The 25,452-nt window shown below is 61.6% G+C and carries 17 protein-coding genes; 13 read left to right on the top strand and 4 right to left on the bottom strand.

Annotated features, from left to right (window positions below):
- Positions 1-320: 320 nt before the first annotated feature.
- Together bglX and pdeR are read left to right on the top strand one after the other, a co-directional pair.
- On the top strand, positions 321-2,624 hold the full coding sequence (bglX, locus tag ACK3SD_RS02245; RefSeq protein WP_481126627.1) for a beta-glucosidase BglX: 2,304 nt from the start codon (positions 321-323) through the stop codon (positions 2,622-2,624).
- A gap of 232 nt (positions 2,625-2,856) precedes the next feature.
- Positions 2,857-4,845 carry a cyclic di-GMP phosphodiesterase gene (gene pdeR / locus ACK3SD_RS02240; protein WP_481126626.1) on the top strand — a complete coding sequence of 663 codons (1,989 nt, stop codon included), beginning with the start codon at positions 2,857-2,859 and terminating at the stop codon, positions 4,843-4,845.
- A 90-nt stretch (positions 4,846-4,935) separates the two neighbouring features.
- Here the strand turns inward: pdeR and ACK3SD_RS02235 are convergent, their stop codons facing one another.
- The gene (locus ACK3SD_RS02235; RefSeq protein WP_137762098.1) at positions 4,936-5,802 is read right to left on the bottom strand and encodes a crotonase/enoyl-CoA hydratase family protein; all 867 of its coding nucleotides are present in this window, start codon (positions 5,800-5,802) and stop codon (positions 4,936-4,938) included.
- A gap of 796 nt (positions 5,803-6,598) precedes the next feature.
- Here ACK3SD_RS02235 and ACK3SD_RS02230 point away from each other — a divergent pair.
- Entirely contained in the window at positions 6,599-8,620 is a 2,022-nt protein-coding gene (locus ACK3SD_RS02230; RefSeq protein WP_481126625.1) for an oxidoreductase, read from the top strand.
- Here ACK3SD_RS02230 and rlmG read toward each other — a convergent pair.
- The gene (gene rlmG, locus ACK3SD_RS02225) at positions 8,617-9,756 is read right to left on the bottom strand and encodes a 23S rRNA (guanine(1835)-N(2))-methyltransferase RlmG (RefSeq protein WP_481126624.1); all 1,140 of its coding nucleotides are present in this window, start codon (positions 9,754-9,756) and stop codon (positions 8,617-8,619) included. The genes ACK3SD_RS02230 and rlmG overlap by 4 nt on opposite strands.
- 156 nt (positions 9,757-9,912) lie before the next feature.
- On the opposite strand from rlmG, the gene ACK3SD_RS02220 reads away from it, so the two are divergent.
- From ACK3SD_RS02220 to ACK3SD_RS02205, 4 genes are all read left to right on the top strand, one after another.
- On the top strand, positions 9,913-10,419 hold the full coding sequence (locus ACK3SD_RS02220) for a M48 metallopeptidase family protein (protein WP_137762095.1): 507 nt from the start codon (positions 9,913-9,915) through the stop codon (positions 10,417-10,419).
- A 38-nt stretch (positions 10,420-10,457) separates the two neighbouring features.
- Positions 10,458-11,444: a Gfo/Idh/MocA family protein gene (locus tag ACK3SD_RS02215; protein WP_481126623.1), complete on the top strand. Its 987-nt coding sequence runs from the start codon at positions 10,458-10,460 to the stop codon at positions 11,442-11,444.
- Positions 11,445-11,456: 12 nt separating this feature from the next.
- On the top strand, positions 11,457-12,188 hold the full coding sequence (locus ACK3SD_RS02210) for a glutamine amidotransferase (protein ID WP_481126622.1): 732 nt from the start codon (positions 11,457-11,459) through the stop codon (positions 12,186-12,188).
- A gap of 277 nt (positions 12,189-12,465) precedes the next feature.
- Positions 12,466-13,422: a TerC family protein gene (locus ACK3SD_RS02205; RefSeq protein WP_481126621.1), complete on the top strand. Its 957-nt coding sequence runs from the start codon at positions 12,466-12,468 to the stop codon at positions 13,420-13,422.
- Positions 13,423-13,458: 36 nt separating this feature from the next.
- Here the strand turns inward: ACK3SD_RS02205 and ACK3SD_RS02200 are convergent, their stop codons facing one another.
- A complete protein-coding gene (locus ACK3SD_RS02200; RefSeq protein WP_481126620.1) occupies positions 13,459-15,897 on the bottom strand; it encodes a beta-N-acetylhexosaminidase in 2,439 nt (812 codons plus the stop codon).
- Between the two features lie 342 nt (positions 15,898-16,239).
- Here ACK3SD_RS02200 and treR point away from each other — a divergent pair, with 342 nt between their 5' ends.
- From treR to treC, 3 genes are all read left to right on the top strand, one after another.
- Positions 16,240-17,190, top strand: coding sequence for a trehalose operon repressor TreR (gene treR / locus ACK3SD_RS02195; RefSeq protein ID WP_481126619.1), 951 nt, complete (start codon positions 16,240-16,242; stop codon positions 17,188-17,190).
- 157 nt (positions 17,191-17,347) lie between these two features.
- Positions 17,348-18,775, top strand: a complete 1,428-nt coding sequence (gene treB, locus ACK3SD_RS02190) for a PTS trehalose transporter subunit IIBC (RefSeq protein ID WP_481126618.1) — start codon at positions 17,348-17,350, stop codon at positions 18,773-18,775.
- An 82-nt stretch (positions 18,776-18,857) separates the two neighbouring features.
- Positions 18,858-20,534 (top strand): alpha,alpha-phosphotrehalase, encoded by a 1,677-nt coding sequence (treC, locus tag ACK3SD_RS02185; protein ID WP_481126617.1) that lies wholly within the window; start codon positions 18,858-18,860, stop codon positions 20,532-20,534.
- On the opposite strand, the gene ACK3SD_RS02180 is transcribed toward treC, so the two are convergent.
- A complete protein-coding gene (locus ACK3SD_RS02180; protein ID WP_481126616.1) occupies positions 20,521-21,534 on the bottom strand; it encodes an NAD-dependent epimerase/dehydratase family protein in 1,014 nt (337 codons plus the stop codon). The genes treC and ACK3SD_RS02180 overlap by 14 nt on opposite strands.
- A gap of 364 nt (positions 21,535-21,898) precedes the next feature.
- On the opposite strand from ACK3SD_RS02180, the gene nrdD reads away from it, so the two are divergent.
- The 3 genes from nrdD to ACK3SD_RS02165 all read left to right on the top strand — a co-directional run bounded on the left by nrdD (position 21,899) and on the right by ACK3SD_RS02165 (position 25,363).
- Positions 21,899-24,040 (top strand): anaerobic ribonucleoside-triphosphate reductase, encoded by a 2,142-nt coding sequence (gene nrdD, locus ACK3SD_RS02175; protein WP_481126615.1) that lies wholly within the window; start codon positions 21,899-21,901, stop codon positions 24,038-24,040.
- Positions 24,037-24,498: an anaerobic ribonucleoside-triphosphate reductase-activating protein gene (gene nrdG / locus ACK3SD_RS02170; protein WP_481126614.1), complete on the top strand. Its 462-nt coding sequence runs from the start codon at positions 24,037-24,039 to the stop codon at positions 24,496-24,498. Before nrdD ends, nrdG begins: the two co-directional genes overlap by 4 nt.
- Before the next feature lie 157 nt (positions 24,499-24,655).
- Positions 24,656-25,363, top strand: coding sequence for a response regulator (locus ACK3SD_RS02165; protein ID WP_481126613.1), 708 nt, complete (start codon positions 24,656-24,658; stop codon positions 25,361-25,363).
- Positions 25,364-25,452 lie beyond the last annotated feature (89 nt).

The following is a 25,452-nucleotide window of genomic DNA, read 5'->3' as shown; positions in this document are numbered from 1 at the left end:
TCCCTATTGTCTGTCGTCCGCCAGACGTTGGCGGATTACCCTGCCTAAAAATAAGTCTAGTCTGATATCAGACGCTTGGGCGCAATAAACGCCAACGGGGGGATTGAGCGCCTCATGGATGGGTAATGGCAGTGCTGGCGCAAATTTCCGTAATGCCTCGCAAAGTTGGTTGTAAACTAATGAACCATCGTAATATCAATTGATAACATTCAGGGTGGCGGTTAGATTCTCTCCGTTCACCCTCCCGGACAGGCAAGGTTCAGGCCGCCACGGCTGACGGCACTACTCACCAGGCTGACGAAGCCTGTAAAGGATTACTGATGAATAAGCGTTGTTTACTTGGCATTCTGGTCTCATTGGCGTTCGCGCCCGCATTCGCCCAGCCGTTGGTGGTCAATACCGCCCCGCAGTATCAGGTCAAAGAGAAAACCGCCTTTATTGATCATTTGCTGAAGCAGATGACGCTGGATGAGAAGATCGGCCAGCTCAATCTGGTGACCGTCGGCTCCGAGTACCCGAAAGAGGCGATCATGGCGGACATCCGCGCCGGTAAGGTAGGCGGCATGTTCAATACCGTGACTAAGCCGGACATCCGCCGGATGCAGGATCAGGTGCAACACAGCCGCCTCAAAATCCCGCTGTTCTACGCCTATGACGTGGTGCATGGGCAGCGCACCATCTTCCCGATCAGCCTTGGGCTGGCGGCGAGTTGGGATCTGGAGGCCGTGGCGCTGAGCGGGCGCGTCTCCGCCACGGAGGCCGCCGCCGATGGCCTGAACATGACCTTCTCACCGATGGTCGATATCACCCGTGATGCGCGCTGGGGCCGCGTCTCTGAGGGGTTCGGCGAGGATACCTACCTCACCTCACGGCTGGCCGAAGTGCTGGTGAAAGCCTATCAGGGCGATGATCCCTCCGCGCCGGGCAATGTGATGGCCAACGTCAAGCACTATGCCACCTATGGCGCGGCGGAGGGCGGGCGCGACTACAACACTGTCGATATGTCCCTGCCGAAGATGTTCCAGGACTACCTGCCGTCCTATAAGGCGGCTCTGGATGCTGGCGCTGGCGGCGTGATGGTGGCCCTGAACGCGGTCAACGGGATGCCCGCCACCTCCAACACCTGGCTGTTGCAGGACATTTTACGCCAGCAGTGGGGCTTCCACGGCGTGACGGTCAGTGACCACGGCGCGATCGGCGGTCTGGTGAAACATGGCGTGGCGCAGGACAACCGACAGGCGGCGGCGATGGCGCTCAAGGCTGGGGTTGATATGGACATGGCCGACAACATGTATGGCCTCTACCTGAAAGGGCTGCTGAAAGATGGCCTGATCAACGAGCGCGATCTCGACCGCGCGGTGCGCAATGTGCTGGACGTGAAGTGGGACATGGGGCTGTTCGCCGATCCTTACCGCCACCTTGGCCCGGCCTCCACTGACCCGGCGGATACCAATGCCGAGAGCCGTTTGCATCGCAAGGAGGCGCGCGAAGTGGCGCGCACCGCAATGGTTCTGCTAAAGAATGATCACCAGACGCTGCCGCTCAAGAAAACCGGCACCATCGCCGTGATCGGGCCGCTGGCGCAGAGCCAGCGTGACATCATGGGTAGCTGGTCGGCGGCCGGTGTCGCCGCGCAGTCGGTCACCCTCTGGCAGGGGATGGAGAGTGCAGTCGGCGACCGCGCCAAGTTGCTCTATGCGCGCGGTGCGAATGTCACCAACGATCAGGCGATCGTGGACTACCTCAACTCCTATGACAAAGCGGTGGTGAACGATCCGCGCACGCCGCAGCAAATGATCGATGAGGCGGTGCAGGTGGCGAAGCAGGCGGATGTGATCGTGGCGGCGGTGGGCGAGTCGCAGGGCATGGCCCATGAGGCCTCCAGCCGCAGCGACATCACCATCCCGGAGAGCCAGCGTGACCTGTTGAAGGCGTTGAAAGCCACTGGCAAGCCGCTGGTGCTGGTGCTGATGAATGGCCGCCCGCTGGCGCTGCCGTGGGAGAGTGAGAATGCCGATGCGATGCTGGAGACCTGGTTCAGCGGCACCGAAGGCGGCAATGCCATCGCCGACGTGCTGTTCGGCGACTATAATCCCTCCGGCAAGCTGCCGATGACCTTCCCGCGCGCGGTGGGCCAAGTACCGCTCTACTACAATGTGCTGAACACCGGCCGGCCGTTCAATCCGCAAAAGCCGGACAAGTACACCACCCGCTACTTCGATATCACCAATGGGCCGCTCTACCCGTTCGGCTATGGCCTGAGCTATACCAACTTTGAGGTGTCGGAGATCGCGCTCTCTGGCTCAACGCTGGGGCGGCATGGGCAGATCAACGCCAGCGTGACGGTCACCAACAGCGGTGACCGCGCCGGGGCGACGGTGGTGCAGCTCTACCTGCAGGATGTGACCGCCTCGCTGGCCCAGCCGGTGAAGCAGCTGAAAAACTTCAAAAAGGTGACGTTGCAGCCGGGTGAGAAGCAGGTGGTGAGCTTCCCAATCGACGAGAGTGCGCTGCGCTTCTACAACAACCAGCTGAAGTGGGCCTCCGAGCCGGGGCGGTTCAACGTCTTTATCGGCCTCGACTCGCAGAACGTGAAGAAGCAGAGCTTCCTGCTGTCGGAGTAACGGGGTGCGGGAGGCCACTGGCCTCCCTGCCCGCAATTAACCATGACGCCCCTGTTAACACTCGCTACGCTTAACCACAGGGGATTGGGAGAGTTCTTACTATAATTTTTAGCAACCCCCTTACCCTATGTGGCAACCTAGTAATGTTCTGCCTGCAAGACCAGGCCCAGCCATCCCGGCGGATGTGCCGGCGCCATCCGGTATACTCAGCCTCTTCTGCGGAGATGTCTTCATGATCGAAAATCAAGACAGTTCGATCCTGTACCAACATTTTGGTACGCCCCGCCCCTATTGGCGGCTCCATGCAGACAGTCACGCGCTGGAACTCTCTGCCGAAAAAAACATGACCAATGTGGCGGTCGCCCTGACACCCTATCAGGCGTCCACCATCCGTGGCCTGACCGGCATTACCTCCAGCTTTACGCTGGAGATCACGCTCTATGGCGCGCCATTGCGGCTGCATCTGGTGGGTCGGCGCGTCGGTGCCGAGGAGTGGGCAGGCACCGCCTCTGACTACTATGACACCCCTTCCGTGGCGCATGACCTGGAGGTCGGCCTCTCGTTCGCCGAGCAGGTGGTATCAGAGGCCAACTCGGTGATCGTAATCATCGATCAGGAGGGAAAAGTCCAGCGCTTCAACCGCCTCAGCGAGGAGTACACCGGCGTCAAAGAGAAGGACGTGATTGGCAAAAGCGCGCACGATCTCTTTATGTCACTGGAGGAGGGATCCGCCTCGCGCCAGAACATCTCCGGCTTTTTCCAGAACAAGCAATCCTATGAGGTGGAGCGCTGGATCAATACCGTGAAGGGGCAGCGCCTGTTCCTGTTCCGCAATAAGTTCGTGCACAGCGGCAGCGGCAAGCAGCAGACCTTCCTGATCTGCTCCGGCACGGACATCACCGATGAGCGCATGGCACAGGAGCACCTGCGCATCCTCGCCAACACCGACACCATCACCGGCCTGCCCAACCGTCATGCCATTATGGAGAAGCTCAAGGCGGCGCTGGCAGGGCGTGGCGAACAGCAAGTGGGCATCATCTACCTCGATCTGGATAACTTCAAAAAGGTGAATGACGCCTACGGTCATATGTTCGGCGACCAGTTGCTGGAGGAGGTCTCGACGGCGCTGAAGGGCTGTCTCTCGCCCAATCAGACCCTGGCGCGGCTGGGCGGCGATGAGTTTATCCTGCTGTGCGAGAACAGCGCGCTGGAGGAGTTGGAGACGCTGGCGCAGCAGCTGCACAACCTGTTGAAGACGCCGTTCCGCATCGGGCTGATAGAGGTCTACACCGGGTGCTCCTGTGGGCTGGCGATCTGCCCAGACCACGGCACCAGCGCCGAGAGCCTGATCCGCAATGCCGATACCGCCATGTACGTCGCCAAGGAGCAGGGCAAGCGCACGCACCGCATCTTCTCACCGGAGATGAACTACAAGGTTGCGGAGTATATGTGGCTCGACACCAACCTGCGCAAGGCGCTGGAGGAGGAGCAACTGCTGCTCTACTACCAGCCGAAGATTGCCTCGTCCACGGGCCGGGTGACCGGCGTGGAGGCGCTAGTACGCTGGTACTCGCCGGAGCGCGGGCTGATCCAGCCCATCCAGTTCATTCCCTATGCCGAGGAGTCAGGGCTGATCACGCCGCTCGGCAAGTGGGTGCTGGAGAGCGCTGCCCGGCAGGCGATGGCGTGGCAGCAGAAGGGCTTTGACCTGCGGGTGGCCGTCAACCTCTCGGCGCGCCAGCTCAGCGGCGACGCGCTGATCACCACCTTCCGTGAGGCGATGCAGGAGGTGGGCATGACCGACTGCCTACTCGACTTTGAACTGACGGAGAGCTGCCTGATTGACGATGAGCGGCGGGCGGTCTCGTTGATTGAGCAGCTGCATGCGCTGGGCGCGGAGGTCTATCTGGATGATTTCGGCACCGGTTACTCTTCGCTCTCGCAGCTGGCGCGCATCCCCATCGACTACATCAAACTCGACCAGAGCTTCGTGCGCGGCATCAGTGAGAACAGCGTCTCACAGGCGCTGGTTCGCGCCATCATCGCCGTGGCGGGCACCCTCAGTCTGAAGGTAGTGGCTGAGGGGGTGGAGAGTGCGAAGGAGGAGCAGTTCGTGGATGAGATGGGCGTGCATGACAAACAGGGTTATTACTATGCGAAGCCAATGCCCGCAGACGAGCTGGAGCATTGGCTGTCGGACTACAATGTGCTTCACCCATAAGGTTTGCCGGGCAGGTTAGCCTGCGCCAGCGCGGGGGTATTCAGGCGTCAACGGTGCCATGGCACCCTGTCGCCGGGGGGAGTTAACCGCTTAACCTGCTTTGCGCAAGCTGGCGGTATGACGGTTCTGTAGTGTCACCAGTCGCTCCATGTAAGCGACGTCTTTCTCCTCCAGGGTAAAGGCCGCATCGACCCAATCCTCGGTGATGTCCATCAGTTCAGAGCGTGAGAGTTGCAGCACCCGTTGGCGGGCGCGCAGCATGGCGCGCATCCCGTTCATCTTAGGGCGCAGGGTATCGATAAAGGTGCGGGTAGCGGCAAAGGCGTCGCCCGGTTGGAACAGCCGGTCAATCAGCCCGCGTGACTCATACCACTCGGCGGTGTGGGACTCGCCGCTACTGATCAGCTCCTCCGCCAGCCGCATCCCGGCCTTGCGGGTCACCAGCGAGTAGGCGCCCATGCCAGGGAACAGGTTGAAGGCGATCTCCGGGAAGCCCATGCGCGCGGTGTTCTGCGCCAGCACGTAGTGGTGGGCAAGCGCCGCCTCAAAGCCGCCGCCGAGCGCGGTGCCCTCAATCATCGCCAGCGTGATGGCACCAACGCCAAACCCTTGCGATGCGGCATGGACACAGTCAATGCAGGCGCGGGCATAGGCGCGCAGTGACTCGCGCTTGCGGCTCTTGATGGACTCCACAAAGTAGTTGAGGTCGCCGCCCACGTTGTAGATGTTGGGCACCAGCGAACCAGTGACCCAGAAGTCAATCGGCAGGCCGGAGGCGTGGGCGCAGTCCGCCAGCTTCATGATGTCGTCGATCAGGGCCTGATTGAAACAGGGGCGCGGATAGGCGCGCAGCATCATCCATAAGACATTTCTACCCTCCTCATAAAATGCGGAAATTTGGGACATGTGGCCGGCTTCGGTGAATGGACGGCAAGATGGGTGGTCAAGAAGGTTCATAATATAATTCCACTATTTTCAGTATAGAGTGGGTGAAGCCATTCCAGCCTAGTGCAGCTGACTGCCGAACTGAATCACCTCTCTTTCTGAAATGTGCTCTTTTCTTTCTGCATTTGGTTGCGCCCTGCCCCTTATGGCCCCCTTGCCGCATTAATAACCGCCCTGGCCAGTAAGCCACAGCGTGATTTTGCATAACTCCTTTGCAGGCAGTAGGTTAAGCCGGATACAGCTCGTCTCCTCCCCTGCCCGCCAAATGAAAATTCGATACGTTATGTCAGGATAAAAATAATGGCCGCTGTGGTTCGCGTTGTTGTTTTTTAGAAAGAGCGTGCAGGCAGAAGTATTTATTTCATCGCGTGGCGTTGCCGTTTATAAATAACCTGCTACTGACGCCATAAATAGCAAATCCTTTGCTATTTACGCCCACGGAGATTTTATGCGGTGGTGGTTTGCCTGCTATTACGCTGGCCAGCTGAGGGCTTTGCCGTGACGCTGACAGGCGAAGGGGTGCGGTAGCGCAGGCAGCCGCATGGTCAGCAAGCATATAGTTACTAAATAAATTAATTTATTGTTATATATCTCATTTATAAATATGCGCTATCGTCTTGGTTCTTGGGCATAATCATTTCATAACTCTTTGCTAGCTAGTCATTAAATATTTGAACGATCTCACATTCAGCGGAGAGAGTGCTTTTCCTCCCCTTCTCCTTTGCCAAAATGCCCCTTAAACTCATCCGACCACTCAGTAGATCATCGGAAGTTGTGCCGCCAGATTGACCACGCCGGAGAGATTTTCATGACCGCTTATCCTCATCTGCTTGCCCCTTTGGAGTTGGGTTTTACCACCCTGAAGAACCGTGTCCTGATGGGCTCCATGCACACCGGGCTGGAGGAGTTGCCAGACGGTGCCTCACGGCTGGCAATCTTCTATGCCCAGCGCGCCCGCGCTGGTGTGGGGCTGATCGTAACCGGCGGCGTGGCGCCAAATGATGAGGGCGTAGTCTATCAGGGCGCGTCAACGCTGATCTCCAGCGCCCAGCTCAACGGGCACCGTACCGTGACCCAGGCGGTGCATCAGGCTGGCGGTAAAATTGCGCTGCAAATCCTCCATGCCGGGCGCTACAGCTACCAGCCAAATCCGGTGGCCCCCTCCGCCTTGCAGGCGCCCATCAACCGCTTTGCACCCACCGCCCTGAGTGAGGCGCAGATCCTCGCCACCATCCAGGATTTCGCCCGCTGCGCCCGGCTGGCACAGCAGGCTGGCTACGATGGCGTGGAGATCATGGGTTCCGAGGGCTACCTGATTAACCAGTTCCTGGCCGCCCGCACCAACCAGCGTGACGATGGCTGGGGCGGCACCCCCGAAAAGCGCCAGCGCTTTGCGGTGGAGATCGTGCGCGCGGTGCGTGAGCGGGTCGGGGCGAACTTCATCATCATCTATCGCCTGTCGCTGCTCGATCTGGTGGAGGAGGGACAGACGCTGGCGGAGAGCATCGCGCTGGCGCAGGCGGTGGAGCGGGCGGGCGCCACGCTGATCAACACCGGCATTGGCTGGCATGAGGCGCGTATTCCCACCATTGCCACCATGGTGCCGCGCGCCGCCTTTGGCTGGGTGACGCAGCAACTGATGGGCCACGTCTCGCTGCCGCTGATTGCCACCAACCGCATCAACGATCCCGCCGTGGCCGAGCAGATTCTGGCGTCTGGCATGGCAAATATGGTCTCTATGGCGCGCCCTTTTTTGGCAGATGCCGAGCTGGTGGCCAAGGCGGCGCAGGGGCGGGCAGAGGAGATCAACACCTGCATCGCCTGCAACCAAGCCTGTCTGGATCGGGTGTTCGAGGGCCATGTGGCCTCCTGTCTGGTCAACCCGTTTGCCTGCCGGGAGGCGGATCTGATCGTCACGCCCGCGCTGAGCCGCAAGCGGCTGGCGGTAGTGGGCGCGGGGCCAGCCGGGCTGGCGTTTGCCGTCAATGCCGCGGCGCGCGGCCATCAGGTGACGCTGTTTGACGCCCAGCCGGAGATTGGTGGGCAGTTCAATCTGGCGCGGCAGATCCCCGGCAAGGAGGAGTTCAGCCAGACGCTGCGCTACTACCGCACCCAACTGGCGGTGCTGGGGGTGACGCAGCACCTTAACTGCCGGGCCGAGGCGGCGATGCTGGCTGACTTTGATGAGGTGATCCTTGCCACTGGCGTTGAGCCGCGCCTCCCGCCGATCCCCGGCATCGATCATCCCAAGGTGATGAGCTATCTGGAGGTGCTGCGCGACCACCAGCCGGTCGGGCAGCGGGTGGCCATCATCGGCGCGGGCGGCATTGGCTTTGATGTGGCGGAGTACCTGAGTCAAGCAGGCCCCTCCTCCAGCCTGAACTGCGTGGCGTTCTGCCATGAGTGGGGCATCGATACCACCCTGAGCCAGCGCGGCGGACTGCAAGCGCACGCGATCCTGCCGCCGAGCACGGTACGGCAGATCTTTTTGTTGCAGCGCAAGGCGAGCAAGGTCGGGGCCGGGCTGGCAAAAACCACTGGCTGGATCCATCGCGCCAGCCTAATGCAGCGCGGCGTCAGGCTGCTCAACAGCGTCGAGTATCTGCGGATTGATGATGAGGGCCTGCACATCCAGCGCGCCGAGGAGCGGCACTGTCTGGCGGTGGACAACGTAATCGTGTGCGCCGGGCAGGAGCCACAGCGGGTGCTGTACGCGCCGCTGGTGGCGCTGGGCCGGCCGGTGCACCTGATTGGCGGTGCTGAGGTGGCGCTGGAGCTGGATGCCCGCCGGGCGATTGAACAGGGCACCCGGCTGGCATTGCAGATTTAGCGGCGGGACGGCCCTTTCACGGCGCGCAAAATCACGAACTTCTGGTTAGAGGCCAGGGTTTCGCAGTTGCCGAACAGGCGCTTGAGCTTGTGGAAGTAGCCCAAATGGCGGTTGCCAACGATGCGCAGTTCGCCGCCGGTGTGCAGGCAGCGTTTGGCGTCGCAGAACATCTGCCAGGCCGTGACGTCCGTGACGGTCTGCTGCTGGTGGAACGGCGGGTTGCAGAGCACTGCGCTCAGGCTGTCGCGCTCCACGTGCGCCAACAGGTTATCCACCTCGAACGCGCTGCGCGCCAGATCCTGCGGGCGGTTGCGCTCGACGTTGAGCTGGCTAGAGGCCACCGCCATGTAGGACTCATCGACAAACAGCACTTCCGCATCCGGGTTCTGCTCCAGCGCCGTCAGGCCAATCACGCCGTTGCCGCAACCGAGATCGGCGATGCGCCCCACCATCCCCTCCGGCAGGTGCTGCATAAACAGGCGTGCGCCAATGTCCAGCCCACCGCGTGAGAAGACGTTGGCGTGGTTGGCGATACGGTAATCCGTACCATCCAGCGCCCACTCATTGATCACCGGCTGGTCGCTGACCGCCAGCTCCGCCACGCTGCCAAAGATCAGGCGCGCCTTTTTCTTCGCCAGACTGGTGCGGGTCGGGCCGAGGATCTTCTCAAACAGTTGCAGTGTCGAGGTGTGGATGTCACGTGCCTTGGCACCGGCCACGATCACCGTCTCCGGCGTCACCACCTGACGCAGCGCCCGCAGTTGCTGCTCCAGCAGCGCCAGCGTTTTCGGCACGCGGATCACCACCAGCCCCGGCGCGGCTGGCAGGGGTGCCAGGCTGTCGAGCAGGGTCACGCTCTCCGGCTCAAGATCGTTCAGCGCCAGATTGTGGCGTACCGCCAGCTGCGCCATGTAGGAGTCGCTGATGCTGTACGGGCGCTGCTCCGCCAGGGCACAGGCCAGCGCGCCAAAGGTATCGTTGAAGATCAGCAGCGGCTTGCCAGCCGCCGCGCCGAGGTCAAGGGTTTCCAGCAGATACTCATCTGCCGCATCCCAAGCCTGAAGCTGCGTGATCTCTTCCTGCTGCGGGTAGCGCTCCAGTTCAAGGCGCAACGTTCCCAGTTCAAATAGGCTCATCGCCCCTCCTGAATAAAAAATTTGGGCTGTTTATCCCTTAAATTTGCCTGTCAGTAAAATGTTTTTTCGGTTAAAACTGGCATTATTGCCCTTGCGGCGCGTTTCCCGCCGCCGCAACCGGCCCGCACCCCCTTTCTGGAGAGCCGAGCCACGCCCATGCCGTCATTGACTTACCTTCAGGGCTACCCTGAACACCTGCTGCGCCAGGTCCACCAGCTGATTGATGAACAGCGGTTGGGCAGCGTGCTGCTGCAACGCTACCCGCAGCCCCATGAGCTGACCACCGACAAGGCGCTCTACCAGTTTACCGCCGACCTGAAGAACCAGTTTTTGCGCAATGCGCCGCCCATCAGCAAGGTGGCCTATGACGGCAAGATCCAGGTGATGAAGCACGCCCTCGGGCTGCACACTGCCGTGTCGCGCGTGCAGGGCAGCAAGCTGAAGGCGAAGGCGGAGATCCGCGTTGCCACGGTGTTTAAGAGCGCGCCGGAGGCGTTCCTGCGCATGATCGTGGTGCATGAGCTGGCGCACCTGAAAGAGAAGGAGCACAACAAGGCGTTCTACAGCCTCTGTTGCCACATGGACCCGGCCTATCATCAACTGGAGTTTGATACCCGGCTCTACCTCACCCATCTGGATCTGTTCGGCACACTTTATACCTGAACCGAGGGCGGCCCGTGCCGCCATACATGGAGTACATCATGATTCGCTTTGCTGTTGTCGGCACCAACTGGATCACCCAACGGTTTATCGATGCCGCCCACGAGAGCGGCAAGATGCGCCTGACCGCCATCTACTCCCGCAACCTGTCGCAGGCCAAGGCCTTTGGCGAGGACTACCCGGCCGAGCACCACTTTGACTCGCTGGAGGCGCTGGCGACCTGCGACGAGATAGACGCGGTCTACCTCGCCAGCCCGAACGCCCTGCACTGTGAGCAGGCGCTGCTGTTTATGCGCCACGGCAAGCATGTGATCTGCGAGAAGCCGCTTGCCTCCAACCAGCGCGAGGCGGAGCAGATGGTCGCCTGTGCGCGGGAGCAGCAGGTGGTGCTGTTTGAGGCGTTCAAGACCGCCTGGCTGCCCAACTTCCTGCACCTGCAAAGCTGCCTGCCACGGGTTGGCGTGCTGCGCCGCGCCAGCTTCAGCTACTGCCAGTTCTCCTCGCGCTACCCGCGCTATCTGGCGGGCGAGAACCCCAACACCTTCAATCCGGCCTTCTCCAATGGCTCCATCATGGACATCGGCTACTACTGTCTGGCGAGCAGCGTGGCGCTGTGGGGCGAACCGGCGCGCGTCACCGCCAGCGCCAGCCTGCTGCCGAGCGGCGTGGATGGGCACGGCGTAGTGATCCTCCACTACGATCAGTTTGAGGTGGTGATCACCCACTCCAAGGTGAGCGACTCAGCGCTGCCCAGCGAGATCCAGGGCGAGAGCGGCACGCTGGAGATCGGCAAGCTGGCGGAGTGCCAGTCACTGGTCTTCACCCCGCGTGGCGGCCAGCGTCTGGACATCACCCAGCCGCAGCACATCAACACCATGCTGTATGAGGCCGAAGCCTTCGCCCGGCTGGTGGAGGCGCAGCAGGTGGAGCACCCCGGCCTTGAACGCTCGCTGATCACCGCCCGCCTGCTGACGGAGATCCGCCGCCAGACGGGCGTCATCTTCCCGGCAGATACCGCCACCGCCTGACAGGAGCCGACCATGACGCAGCCACGCCCCCTACTGATCCTGCAAACCGGCGACGCCCCCGAGGTGATCCGGCAGGAGCATGAGAACTTCCAGCAGATGTTTATCCGTCAGGGTGGGATGAAGCCGCTGGCGCTGGAGATTATCCACCTGCCGAGCGGTGGCCTGCCGCAGCCGCCCAGCCACTATGCTGGTGTGGTGATCACCGGCTCCTCGGCGATGGTCACTGACCGGCTGCCGTGGAGCGAGTGGGCCGCCGGGTGGCTGCGTCAGGCGATGGCGGAGTCACTGCCGATCTTTGGCGTCTGCTACGGCCACCAGCTGCTGGCGGATATGCTGGGCGGCGTGGTGGATTACCACCCGCAGGGGATGGAGGTCGGCACGCAGCAGCTGGAGCGGCTGCCGGGCGCGGAGCAGGATCCGCTCTGCGCCGCCCTGCCCGACCGCTTCACCGCCAACCTGATCCACTCGCAGACAGTGATCACGCCGCCGCCCGGCGCGCAGGTGCTGGCGCGATCGGCGCACGATCCGCACCAGATCCTGCGCTACTCACCCACCACTTTCAGCACGCAATTCCACCCGGAGTTCAACGGCGCGGTGATGCGCAGCTACCTGGAGTGGCTGAAGGCGGCCCAGCCATCCCAGGCGTCATTGCCGGCGGCGCATCAGGCGCAGGACACGCCGGACAGCCAGCGGCTGTTACAAACTTTCGTGGCGCAGGTGGCCGGGCGGGCGGAGAATTCATAAGGCTGACGAAACTTTACCGGTGCTCCCATTGTAGGTGTAAATATTTTGTACTATTTTGACATTAGCAAAGGGGAGTAACTTCTTCGCCGGCCAATCGTCATTACGGTGTCCAGACAGGATGCCCGGTTGCCGGGGCAACCCGAGAACATTGCACCATCCATGTTTCCGAGTTGTAAGTGAGACCTTGCCGGAAGGCGAGGTTTGCTTATAGCTCAACAGAGCGGCTGACGTCTTCCGATGTCGGCCGTTTTTTTTGGACTTCAATGAGGAGCATGCCATGAACTCTGTTGGAAACCCCTGGCTCTGGGGCAGTTTTGCCGTGATTGTCGCCATTATGCTAGCGGTTGACCTGCTGTTGCAGGGCAAGCGTGGGCAGCAAACCATGACCATGAAAAGCGCAGCCTGCTGGTCGCTGGTGTGGGTCAGTTTGGCGCTGCTGTTTAACGCCGGTTTCTGGTGGTATCTCACCCAGACCTATGGCCGTGACGTGGCCGACCCGCAAGCGCTGGCCTTCCTGACCGGCTATTTGATTGAGAAAGCGCTGGCGGTAGATAACGTCTTCGTCTGGCTGATGCTGTTTGGCTACTTTGCCGTGCCGGCTAACCTGCAACGGCGGGTGCTGGTGTATGGCGTGCTGGGGGCCATCGTGCTGCGCACCATCATGATCTTCGGCGGCAGTTGGCTGGTGACGCAGTTCCACTGGATCCTCTACGTGTTCGGTGCCTTCCTGCTGTTCACCGGCATCAAGATGGCGCTGGCGAAAGAGGATGACGCGGTACTGGGCGAGAAACCGCTGGTGCGCTGGCTGCGCAAGCACCTGCGGATGACCGAGGAGCTGGATGGCGAGAAGTTCTTCACCGTGCGCAACGGCGTGCGTTACGCCACCCCGCTGCTGCTGGTGCTGATTTTGGTGGAGCTGAGCGACGTGATCTTCGCGGTGGACAGCATCCCGGCCATCTTCGCCGTCACCACCGATCCCTTTATCGTGCTGACCTCCAACCTGTTCGCGATTCTCGGCCTGCGCGCCATGTACTTCCTGCTGGCGAACGTGGCGGAGAAGTTCTCGCTGCTGAAGTATGGGCTGGCGGTGATTCTGGTGTTCATCGGCATCAAGATGCTGCTGATTGACCTGTTCCACATCCCGGTGGGGGTGTCGCTCGGCGTGGTGGCCAGCATTCTGGCGATCACCATGCTGCTGAACGTCTGGGTCAACCGCCGCGCCGCGCGTGGCTAGTCCCCGTGGGGCGCACTCCGCGCCCCGTCTGGCCAGTCAGCGCCGTGCGTTGGCTGGCCGGTTTTTTGCCGCATCTGGCTCCTTGCGCGTCAGCGCATCCAGTAGCGCCTCCAGTGGGTAGACCGCCGCAATCACCACCTCATCCCGCACTGCCGCCGCCTGATCCAGCTGCTGCCGGGCGCGTTTTGCCTCGCCGTTGCTGATCAGGCTGCCGCGCTGCCAGAGATCCACCAGCCGTTTGCCAAGCACAGCCAGCCCGTTGAGGTCAGTGGCCACCGGTTGCAGCGGCGTCAGCACGCTATTGCCAGCCAGCAGCGGCGTCACCTGCGGCAGGTTGGCCTGCCAGCGTGCCAGCCGCTCACGCAGGGCGTCCGCCGCCGCGCTGTCGGCCCGGTTGAGCAGCAGGCGCTCCACCTCCAGCCGCATCTGCCGCACCGCCTCGCTCTCCGCCGGCAGTGCGTCGGCCAGCCGGTTCAACGGCTCAAACTGGTGGTAGTTGCCAGCCTGAAACTTCAGGTGCTGGCGGGTGTAGTAGTGCGCAGGCTCCAGCGCCTCGGCGAACAGCTGCAACGGCGCGATCTGGGTGCTCTGCGCCAGCCGGGTGAACTGCCGCGCCGCCTCAACGTGGGGTTGCAGCCCGACGGAGACCACCGACCACGCGTCCACTGCCGCCAGCCGCTGGTACATGTTCTGCTCATCCTGCACGTCGCGCGCCGACCAGAGCCGCTCCGCCACCGCAAAGGCACGCGGCCAGAGTTTCAGGTCGAGGATGGCGGGCGTGACGTTTTCCGCCCACAGCGCCGCCTCGCCGCCAAGGATATTGGCCGCCGCCTCGCGGTTCGGCACCACCGGCGCGATGCCCGCCGGTGGTGACGCCAGCCGTTGGCCACTGACCGGGTAACGGACGTTGCCCAGCAGGAAGTAGCCGCTCAGGCCATCCGGCCGTAACCGCAGTACCGGCCGGGTGTCGCCCAGCCAGGTGTCGAGGCGGAAACTCACCTCCTCCGGCGAGTGCCAGTCAATCTCGCGCACCGCGCGGCGCGCCTTGCCGTTGAAGTCGATAAAGCCACGCCACCCCTGCGGCCCCTCAATCAGCGTGAAGCTCCCCTCCACCGGCTTACCCTTCAGACGCGGCAGGGTGAAGGCCCAGCTCTGCCCCTTCTCATCGGCATGGATCTTGTCATCCACCCACAGCGGTTGCGGCAGCACCTCATTGCGGTAGTGGTAGGCGGTGCTCTGCGGCTGGTCGAGGTAGAAACCGGTGGAGAGCAACCCCGGATAGCCCGCCTGCGCAGCGGCGGCCAGTGCGTCCGGCCCCTGCCAGGATTGGATGACGCTGGTGTGCGGCAAGTCCGGGTGCAAAATCTCATCCCAGCCGACCATCCGCCGCTGGTAGGAGCCGAGGATCAGCGACAGCTTGCGGTTGAAGTAGGCTTGCAGCGCGTGGGCATCCGCCAGATTGTTGCGCTGCATAAATGCCTGAATGGTGGGCGATGCCAGCCACTGGGTCGGATCCACCTCATCGCCACCGATGTGCAGATAGGGATCGGGGAAGATCGCCGCCACTTCGCCGAGGATCGTATCCACGAACTGGTAAGTCTCCTGCCGGCTGGGATCGAGCAGCGGCGTATGGACGCCCCACTCGCGCTGCATCAGGTAAGGCCCCGGCGCGCTGACCAGCTCCGGGTAGGCGACGGCGATCGCCGAGGCGTGGCCGGGCAGGTCAATCTCCGGCACCACGCGGATGCCGAGCGCGGCGGCATAGGCCACCACCTCCTTCATCTGCGCCACTGTGTAGTAGTGGCCGTCACTCGCCAGCTCCTGCAACTTGGGGTAGTGGGTGGAGGCAAATCGCCAGCCCTGATCGTCGGTCAGGTGCCAGTGGAAGACGTTGAGTTTGGCGGCCGCCATGCCATCCAGCTGCCGCTTGATGTCGGCCACCGGCAGGAAGTGGCGCGCCGAGTCCAGCAGTAGCCCACGCCACGGGAAGCGCGGTGCGTCCGTGATGCGCACCAGCGGCAGGCTGGTCTGGCGGCCATCGTCGCGGATCAGTTGCAGCAGCGTCTCCATGCCGCGCAGCGCGCCAAAGCGCGTCTCGGCATTTAGCACCGCCCCCTGTGGCGTGACGGTAAGCTGGTAGCGCTCATCGCTCTCCGGCTGCGGCAGCGGATCAACCTTCTGCGCGATGACGATCATGATCATCGCCTGCTGCGGGTTACCGGTCTGCGGCAGCAACTCCCAGCCGGTCTGCTCCGCGATGCGCTGCCGCCAGCGCGTGACCTCCGGGCCAAGATCGTCGCCACTGACGCCGATGGTCAGCCGGTTGTCCAGCACCAGCTTGCCCTGCTGCTGCGGGTTGAACTCCACCCGTTGCGGCCACGGCATCAGCGGCAGATCGCCAGCGGGCTGGGCCTTCAGGCCGGGGGAGAGCAGCAACAACGAGGCAAGCAGCGAGGTCGGTAGAGAGCGTTTCATGGTTATCCATCCCAGAGGTCATTACAGCAATGCGCAAGAGTAACCCGATGGATAGTAAAGGGTAAGTCTCGCCCCGTCGCCGCTGTGGCGCAAAAAACCGACGATTGCCACCGCCTGCTGGCAATGGCGCGACGATCGCTGGCAATAACAAAAATTTTCAGGCGCTTACCCCTGCCGTTTGCCCCGCTGGGTGACCGGATGTCGGCGGCGGACGGCGGAAATTAAGAATTACCCCAGAGTGTGGTCTAGGGGGATGCGCGACGGAGCAATTTCAGCTAAAAAGGGGGACGCCGCCGGTGTTGCCGGTCCCCTACTCCCAACTGTGGTAACCAGCCGTAAACCATGACCAGTCGCCTGACCATCAAAGACATTGCCCGTCTCAGCGGCGTGGGGAAGTCCACCGTCTCCCGCGTAATCAACCATGAAAAGAGCGTGAACCCGCAGACCCGTGAGCGGGTGGAGGCAGTGATCCGCGCGCATGGCTTTACGCCCTCCAAGTCGGCGCGGGCGATGCGCGGCCAGAGCGACAAGGTGGTGGGGATTATCGTCTCGCGTCTCGACTCCGCCTCTGAGAATCAGGCGGTGCGCACCATGCTGCCGCTGTTCTACCAGCACGGCTACGACCCAATTGTGATGGAGAGCCGCTTCTCGCCGGAACGGGTGGAGGAGCACCTGCATGTGCTGCGCCAGCGCCGGGTGGATGGGGTGATCCTGTTTGGCTTTACCGGGCTGGATGAGGCAGCGCTGCGCCCCTGGCAGGCCAATATGGTGACGCTGGCGCGCGGCTATGCCGGGCTGTCCGCCGTCTGTTATGACGACGCCGGTGCCATCCGTTTGCTGATGGCGACGCTGGCCGCGCGCGGCCACCGGCAGGTGAGCTACATCGGCGTGCAGCCGACGGACGCCACCACCGGCCAGCGCCGCCATCAGGCCTATCTCGCCTGCTGTGAGGAGGCCGGGATAACGCCAGTGGTGGCGCTCGGCGAGCTGTGTTACCAGAGCGGCTTCCGGCTGGCACCAGAGGTGCTGCACCCGGAGACCACCGCGCTGATCTGCGCCTCTGACACCATCGCCCTTGGCGCAGCCCAGTACCTGCAACAGCAGGGCAGCGCGGTGCAGGTGGGCGGCATCGGCAATAACTCGCTGTTGCGCTTCCTGTTTCCGCAGACGCTGTCGGTGGAGATGGGCTACGGCACCGCCGGGCTGCGCGCCGCCGAGCAGCTGCTCAGCCAGCTCCAACCCTCGCCTGCCGATCCCCAGCAGATCACCATTCCCTGCCGCCTCGCGGAGTAGATCCCGCCGGCCGCTGACGATCTAGCGGCCGGTATTTGTGATCGACGCCCCAATCCGGGAACGTTCCCAATTCTATTCGGCTCAATTATCGCTATGCTTTGCTTACCTCCTCCCCTCTCCGGATCGGCCACCTGGCCCCTGACAAGAGCATCTGACCATGAGCAAAAAGAAAGCGATTGACCCGGCGGACATTGAGCAGTTGATTACCCTGGTGGGCGGCAGCGGCAATATCGCTACCGTCACCCACTGCATTACCCGGTTGCGTTTCGTGTTGAATGACCCCGCCAAGGCGGACAGCAAGGCGATTGAGAAATTGCGGATGGTGAAGGGATGCTTCACCAACGCCGGCCAGTTCCAGGTGGTGATTGGGCCGGAGGTGGGCGAATACTATCAGGCGCTGATTGCCGCCACCGGCAACAGCGGCGCGAACAAGGAGCAGGCCAAGGTGGCGGCGCGCCAGAACATGAGCTGGTTTGAGCGCGGCATCTCCCACTTCGCCGAGATCTTCTTCCCGCTGCTGCCAGCGCTGATCACCGGGGGGCTGGTGCTGGGCTTCCGCAACGTGATTGGCGACATCCCGATGGCAGACGGCCAGACGCTGGCGCAGTCGCACCCGCTGTGGAAGACGGTCTATGACTTCCTCTGGCTGCTGGGCGAGGCGATCTTCTTCTACCTGCCAGTCGGCATCTGCTGGGCGACGGTGAAAAAGCTGGGCGGCACGCCGATCCTCGGCATCGTGCTCGGCATTACGCTGGTGTCGCCGCAGTTGATGAACTCCTATCTGCTCGGGCAACAGATCCCGGAAGTGTGGAATTTTGGCTGGTTCACCATTGAGAAAGTGGGCTATCAGGCACAGGTGATCCCGTCGATGCTGGCGGGCGTGGCGCTGGCCTTTATTGAGACGCGGTTGCGGCGCATCGTGCCCAACTATCTGGATCTGGTGATTGTGCCCGTGGTGTCGTTGCTGCTGGCGGTGTTCCTCGCCCACACCCTGATTGGCCCGTTTGGCCGACTGGTCGGCGATGGCGTTGCCTGGGCAGTGAAAGCGATGCTGACCGGCAGCTTCGCGCCGATTGGTGCGGCAATCTTTGGCTTCCTCTATGCGCCGCTGGTGGTCACCGGCGTGCACCAGACCACGTTGGCCATCGACTTGCAGATGATTCAGAGCATGGGCGGCACGCCAGTGTGGCCGCTGATCGCCATCTCCAACATCGCACAGGCGGCGGCGGTGGTCGGCATCATCATTGTCAGCCGCAAGGCCAATGAGCGCGAGATTTCCGTGCCAGCCGCCATCTCCGCCTTCCTCGGCGTCACGGAACCGGCGATGTACGGCATCAACCTCAAGTACCGCTTCCCGATGCTCTGCGCAATGATTGGCTCGGCGGCCGCCTCGCTGATTTGCGGGCTGGGCAACGTGACGGCCAACGGCATCGGCGTCGGTGGCCTGCCCGGTATCCTCTCCATCAAACCCCAGTTCTGGGGCACCTTCTCGCTGGCGATGCTGGTGGCGACGGTGATCCCGATCCTGCTGACCATGCTGGTCTACCAGCGCAAAGTGCGCCGGGGCGAGCAGGTCTATATCTGATCCTTGCCGGGTGCGCCACTGCGTACCCGGCCTTTTTTCGGCCTTTGGCCGGCCTTTCCTCAGTAAAAATGGGAGACCTGTTATGTCTGCACCCCTGCCCTGGTGGCGAAACGGCGTCATCTACCAGATCTATCCAAAGAGTTTTCAGGACAGCACCGGCGATGGCCGGGGCGACCTGCCCGGCATCATTCGCCGGCTCGACTATTTGCAACAGCTTGGCGTGGACGCCCTGTGGCTGACGCCCATCTACCGTTCGCCGCAGGTGGACAATGGCTATGACGTGGCGGACTACTGCGCCATCGACCCCAGCTACGGCACGCTGGAGGATTTCGAGCATCTGACCCGCGAGGCGCACCGGCGCGACATCCGCATCATCATGGATATGGTGTTCAACCACACCTCCACCGAGCACGAGTGGTTTATCCAGTCCAAGGATCCGGCCAGTCCCTACCGCGACTACTACTACTGGCGCGATGGCAAGCCGGACGGCAGCGCGCCGAACAACTGGCGCTCCAAGTTTGGCGGTCAGGCGTGGCAGTGGCACGACCCCAGCGGCCAGTACTACCTGCACCTGTTCGCCACCCAGCAGGCCGACCTGAACTGGGAGCACCCGCCGGTGCGGGAGGCGCTGAAGCAGGTGTGCGCCTTCTGGGCGGAGCGCGGAGTGGATGGCCTGCGGCTCGACGTCATCAATCTGGTGTCAAAAACCCCCGGCCTGCCGGAGGATGAGGGCGGCGATGGTCGGCGCTACTACACCGATGGCCCGCGCATCCATGAGTTCATCCGTGAGCTTAGCCGGGACGTCTTCCAGCCGCGCGGGCTGATGACCGTTGGCGAGATGTCCTCCACCACCCTCGAGCACTGCCGCCAGTATGGCGCGCTGGATGGCAGCGAGCTGTCGATGACCTTTAACTTCCACCACCTGAAGGTGGATTATACCGATGGCGAGAAGTGGTCGCTGGCGAAGCCCGATTTCGTCCGGCTCAAGGCCATCTTCCGCGAGTGGCAACAGGGGATGCACGGGGAGGCGTGGAACGCGCTGTTCTGGTGTAACCACGACCAGCCGCGCATTGTGTCGCGCTTTGGCGACGGCGAAGCGCTGCGCGTGCCGGCCGCCAAGATGCTGGCGATGGCACTGCACGGGATGCAGGGCACGCCCTACATCTACCAAGGCGAGGAGATTGGCATGACCAACCCCGGCTATCAGCGCATTGAGCAGTATCGCGATGTGGAGAGCCTGAACATGTTCCATGAACTGCGCGAGGCGGGCCACGACGCGGAGGAGCTGCTGGCGATTCTGGCCAGTAAGTCGCGCGACAATAGCCGCACACCGATGCAGTGGGATGAGAGCGCCAACGCTGGCTTTACCCCTGCCGAGCCGTGGCTGGAGCCAGCCAGCAACTACCGGGAGGTGAATGTGCAGCACGCGCTGGCCGACAGCGATTCGGTGTTCTACACCTACCAGCGGCTGATCACCCTACGCAAACAGATTCCGCTGCTGACCCACGGCGACTATCAGGATCTGCTGCCCGATCACCCCTGGCTCTGGTGCTATCAGCGTGAGGCGGAGGGCCAGCAGCTGCTGGTGATTGCCAACCTGAGCCGTGAGCCGCAGGCGTGGGAGCCGCAGGGGGTGGCGCTAGAGGGGTGGGAGCAGCTGCTCGCCAACTATGCGGACGCCGCGCCACAGCCGGGCGACATCACGCTGCGCCCGTTTGAGGCGATCTACTGGCTACGCGGTTCGGTTAGCGCGGGGTGACAAAGCCCCGCGCCACCAGCCACTGCGCCGTCTGCTCCACGCCCTCGTTCAGGGAGTAGCGCGGACGGTAGCCCAGCCCCTCGCGCGCCTGTTGGGCGCTGAGAGTCAGGTCATAGGCGGCGGCGATGTGGTGGCGGGTGGTGCCCGGCCTCTGGCGGCGCAGCAGGCTGCCCAACTCATGCAGGCCGGCGCGGCTGTAGGCCAGCCGGTAAGGGGTGGCGCGCAGATAGTACTGGATGCCGAGGTGCTGCCCGAGCAGGCACTCCAACATCACCGCGAGGCTCTGCGCCTCCTGGTTGGTGACGTTAAACAGTGAGCCGGAGGCAATCTCCGGCTGGCTGGTCGCCAGCTGCATCGCCTCCACCACGTTCAGGCTGTAAGTAAACTCCAACCGCGCCACGCCGCCCTCCGGCAGGGACAAAATCCCTTTGCCGCGTCGCAACTCATCCAACATTTGGGGTAGGATGCCCTGATTCCACGGGCCGAACAGCGCACAAGGGCGCAGGATCACGCAGCGGGTGGCGGGGAAGTGCGGGATCAACCGGAGAATGGCCTCTTCCGCCGCATATTTGCTGGCGGCATAGTGATTGACGAAGCGCTTGGCGCGGAAGTTCTCCTGCACGTTGTAGCGATGGCGGTAATCCATGTAGATGGCAGCGGAGGAGAGGTAGATAAAGCGCCCCACCCCGAGCTGCCCGGCGGCTTGCAACAGGTTTTCCGTGGCCAGCACGTTGATATCATAGAAGGATTGGTAATCGCCCCAGTGGCAGGTGTTGGCCGCACAGTGCCAGACCGCGTCACATCCCTCCATCAACGCCCGGCAGGCGGCGATGTCTGCCCCGACCAGATCCAGCGCCGTGAAGCGTGCGCCCAGCGCCATGAGTTCCTCACCGGCCAGCGGATTGCGACCGGTGGCATGAACCTCATGCCCTGCCAGCAACAGGGCTTCTACGGCGTTGCGGCCCAATCCGCTTGTCGCCCCGGTAACCAGTATCTTCATCGCTCTCCTGCCCGTATCGCCATCCTGAAAGATAAGACCTGCCCCAGCAGTGTAGCCGGGCGCAAAGTGTAAAAAAATCGTTAATATCTAATATTTAGTCTTTTCGGCAAAAACCACTAAACCGGTTTCCTAAATCCTCCGACTTGCTTTGCTGCCTTGCGCATTGACAGATGGTTAGCCTTGCTCCACTGCTGGCTTTTCTTTGTTTTACGTCAACAAACCCTGCATTAACTGCCAGCAAATAACTAGATGCTGTATGTATAGTGACCCGCCTCATCTATATCTAGTTAAACTTTCGATACGTTACCTATGCGCCACCGAACTGCCCCGGCGGCGGCGGAACGTCTATAAAAAGGAGTGCATCGTGGAGCCAGTGGTGATTAAGCGGGACGGGTGTCAGGCCCAGTTTGATGAGACGCGCATTGTGCAGGCGGTGCAGCGGGCTGCCGTTGCCGCCGGGGTGAACGATCCGGCCTACTGTACCGCCGTGGCCCGACAGGTCAACGCGCAGTTGGCCGGGCGGGCGCAGGTGGATATCCATGAGATTCAGGAAGCGGTGGAGAACCTGTTGATGGCTGGCCCCTACAAGGCGCTGGCGCGCGCCTATATCGAGTATCGCCATGACCGGGATGTCGCCCGCGAGCAGCGCGGCCGGCTGAACCAGGAGATCCGTGGGCTGGTGGAGCAGCGCAATGCCGCGCTGCTCAATGAGAACGCCAACAAGGACAGCAAGGTGATCCCGACGCAGCGCGACCTGCTGGCCGGTATCGTCGCCCGGCACTATGCCCGGCAGCACATCCTGCCGCGTGACATTGTGCTGGCCCATGAGCGCGGCGAGATCCACTACCACGATCTCGACTACTCCCCCTTCTTCCCGATGTTCAACTGCATGTTGATTGATCTGAAAGGGATGCTGACCAGCGGCTTCAAGATGGGTAACGCCGAAATTGAGACGCCCAAATCGATCTCGACCGCCACCGCCGTGACCGCGCAGATCATCGCGCAGGTCGCCAGCCATATCTACGGCGGCACCACTATCAACCGCATTGATGAGATCCTCGCCCCCTTCGTCACCGCCAGCTATGAGAAGCACCTGGAGACCGCCCGGCAGTGGCAGATCCCGGACGGTGAGGGGTATGCACAGGTGCGCACCGAGAAGGAGTGCTACGACGCCTTCCAGTCGCTGGAGTATGAGGTCAATACGCTGCACACCGCCAATGGCCAGACGCCCTTTGTCACCTTCGGCTTTGGCCTTGGCACCAGCTGGCAGTCGCGGCTGGTACAGCAATCGATCCTGCGCAACCGCATCGCCGGGCTGGGCAAAAACCGCAAGACCGCCGTCTTCCCGAAACTGGTGTTCGCCATCCGTGATGGCATCAACCACAAGCCGGGCGATCTCAACTATGACATCAAGCAATTGGCGCTGGAGTGCGCCAGTAAGCGCATGTACCCGGACATCCTTAACTACGAGCAGGTAGTGAAGGTGACCGGCTCCTTCAAGACGCCGATGGGCTGCCGCAGCTTCCTTGGGGTGTATGAGGAGAACGGCGAGCTGATCCATGATGGCCGCAACAATATTGGCGTCATCAGCCTCAATCTGCCGCGCATTGCCCTGGAGGCCAGGGGCGAGGAGGCCGCCTTCTGGCAATTGCTCGACAGCCGGCTGGCGTTGGCGAAACGGGCGCTGATGACCCGCATCGCCCGGCTGGAGGGGATCAAGGCGCGGGTGGCACCGATCCTCTATATGGAGGGGGCGTGCGGGGTGCGGCTGAAGGCGGATGATGACATCTCCGCGCTGTTCCGCCATGGCCGCGCCTCCATCTCGCTGGGGTATATCGGCCTGCATGAGACCATCAATGCCCTGTTTGGCAACCGGCACGTATTTGATGACGAGACGCTACGCGCCAAAGCGGTGGCGATTGTCGCTACCCTGCGCGCCGCCACCGATCGCTGGAAGGCGGAGACTGGTTATGGTTTTAGCCTCTACAGCACCCCAAGCGAAAACCTGTGTGACCGCTTCTGCCGGCTGGATACCGCTGAGTTCGGCATGGTGCCAGGCGTCACCGACAAGGGCTACTACACCAACAGTTTCCATCTGGATGTGGAGAAACGGGTCGATCCCTACGCCAAGATCGATTTTGAGGCCCCCTACCCGGCGCTGGCGAACGGGGGGTTCATCTGTTACGGCGAGTACCCCAATTTGCAGCACAACCTGAAGGCGCTGGAGGATGTCTGGGACTACAGCTATCACCGGGTGCCCTACTACGGCACCAACACGCCGATTGATGAGTGTTATGAGTGCGGCTTTACCGGTGAGTTTGGCTGTACCAGCAAAGGCTTTGTCTGCCCGCAATGCGGCAACCACGATGCCAGCCGGGTGTCCGTGACGCGCCGGGTCTGCGGTTACCTCGGCAGTCCCGACGCCCGCCCATTCAACGCCGGTAAGCAGGAGGAGGTGAAGCGCCGGGTCAAGCACCTGCCAGACGGCAGTTGGGAGGGGCAATGAATTTCCACCGTTACTACCCCATCGACGTGGTTAACGGGCCGGGCACCCGCTGTACGCTGTTTGTTGCGGGCTGCGAGCACCACTGCCCCGGCTGCTATAACCAGAGCACCTGGCGGCTGGACTCTGGCCGCCCCTTCACGGCCGTCGATGAGGATCGCATCCTCCGTGACCTGAATGATACGCGCATACCGCGCCAAGGATTGTCGCTCTCCGGCGGCGATCCGCTGCATCCGCAGAATGTGCCCGCCGTGCTGCACCTGCTGGAGCGGGTGCGGCAGGAGTGCGAGGGCAAGGATGTCTGGCTCTGGACCGGGTATACGCGGGCAGAGTTAAGCCCTGAACAGCGCCCTGTGCTGGCCCTGATTGATGTGCTGGTGGATGGCCGTTTTATCCGCGAAAGGTATAACCCCTCCCTGCCCTGGCGCGGAAGCGACAATCAGGTTATTCACTATTTCTAGCGATAATATTTTATTCTTTGACGCATCCTGGGAATTCAAAAGCAGACGACTTGTGAATTCCTTTATTATTTTATACGGGGATTTTTTCTTTGAGGGTGCCTACCCTTCCGCTTTTGACGCTATACTTGTTCACTAGTAGACTGACAGCCATAATACTATGAAGAAAAGAGCCTCGCCGGCCCATTCCCCTGTCCATGCTGATCCTGGACAGAAAATAAAGGTCGCCCTTGCCGACCCCCAGCCCATTGTGACTTATGGGCTTACCTCATTATTGCGCGAAGAGTGTGACATTGACGTTCTGTTCATCAGCCATACGGCCAAGCACCTATTAAATACATTGAGCAATAACAAGGTTGATGTTGTTATCTGCGACAATAATTTCAAGGATCTATTGGGCGCGCATGGCACCCAGCTTTTTCGGCTAATTCATCGCCATAATCCTCAAACCCACATTATTTATTTCACGCACCATGCGAACACGCATACCATCACTGAGGCCATGGAGGCGGGCGCAGCCAGCGTCATTAGGAAAAGTGAGGAGGATTTATCATTAATAATCGAAAGCTTACGCCATATCTATAGCGGACACTTCTACCTTCAGTCCACGCTCTCGCAAGAGCTCCTTTCTCACTATCTGTCAGAGCAGCGCAATAAAAACCCCTGGAACACCCTCTCTGCGCGTGAGAAAGCGGTGGTACAACTCATTTGTGATGGTCATTCGATTAAACAGATTGCCCACGATTTATGTAAGAGCCCGAAAACGATCAGCAACCAGAAAAGTACTGCCATGCGCAAACTCAATGTAACCAATGATATTCAACTGGTTAATACGGTGAAAGATTTGCAAGAAAAATCGGGCAATTAATCACACAGCACACTATTTATCCCTAATAATTTCCACCTGATTCCCCACCCCAGAAAATAATCCAAAGACAGCATCCCGCGGCAATATTT

It is taken from the genome of Chimaeribacter sp. YP20170169 (assembly GCF_056739715.1).
The sequence above is the reverse complement of the archived record's forward strand: the minus strand, read 5'-3'. Positions and strand labels throughout refer to the sequence as shown.

Bases quoted from the DNA above. Each gene is read 5' to 3' on its own strand.
- bglX (WP_481126627.1), top strand. From the start codon at position 321: ATGAATAAGCGTTGTTTACTTGGCATTCTGGTCTCATTGGCGTTCGCG.
- pdeR (WP_481126626.1), top strand. From the start codon at position 2,857: ATGATCGAAAATCAAGACAGTTCGATCCTGTACCAACATTTTGGTACG.
- ACK3SD_RS02235 (WP_137762098.1), bottom strand. From the start codon at position 5,802: ATGAACCTTCTTGACCACCCATCTTGCCGTCCATTCACCGAAGCCGGC.
- ACK3SD_RS02230 (WP_481126625.1), top strand. From the start codon at position 6,599: ATGACCGCTTATCCTCATCTGCTTGCCCCTTTGGAGTTGGGTTTTACC.
- rlmG (WP_481126624.1), bottom strand. From the start codon at position 9,756: ATGAGCCTATTTGAACTGGGAACGTTGCGCCTTGAACTGGAGCGCTAC.
- ACK3SD_RS02220 (WP_137762095.1), top strand. From the start codon at position 9,913: ATGCCGTCATTGACTTACCTTCAGGGCTACCCTGAACACCTGCTGCGC.
- ACK3SD_RS02215 (WP_481126623.1), top strand. From the start codon at position 10,458: ATGATTCGCTTTGCTGTTGTCGGCACCAACTGGATCACCCAACGGTTT.
- ACK3SD_RS02210 (WP_481126622.1), top strand. From the start codon at position 11,457: ATGACGCAGCCACGCCCCCTACTGATCCTGCAAACCGGCGACGCCCCC.
- ACK3SD_RS02205 (WP_481126621.1), top strand. From the start codon at position 12,466: ATGAACTCTGTTGGAAACCCCTGGCTCTGGGGCAGTTTTGCCGTGATT.
- ACK3SD_RS02200 (WP_481126620.1), bottom strand. From the start codon at position 15,897: ATGAAACGCTCTCTACCGACCTCGCTGCTTGCCTCGTTGTTGCTGCTC.
- treR (WP_481126619.1), top strand. From the start codon at position 16,240: ATGACCAGTCGCCTGACCATCAAAGACATTGCCCGTCTCAGCGGCGTG.
- treB (WP_481126618.1), top strand. From the start codon at position 17,348: ATGAGCAAAAAGAAAGCGATTGACCCGGCGGACATTGAGCAGTTGATT.
- treC (WP_481126617.1), top strand. From the start codon at position 18,858: ATGTCTGCACCCCTGCCCTGGTGGCGAAACGGCGTCATCTACCAGATC.
- ACK3SD_RS02180 (WP_481126616.1), bottom strand. From the start codon at position 21,534: ATGAAGATACTGGTTACCGGGGCGACAAGCGGATTGGGCCGCAACGCC.
- nrdG (WP_481126614.1), top strand. From the start codon at position 24,037: ATGAATTTCCACCGTTACTACCCCATCGACGTGGTTAACGGGCCGGGC.
- ACK3SD_RS02165 (WP_481126613.1), top strand. From the start codon at position 24,656: ATGAAGAAAAGAGCCTCGCCGGCCCATTCCCCTGTCCATGCTGATCCT.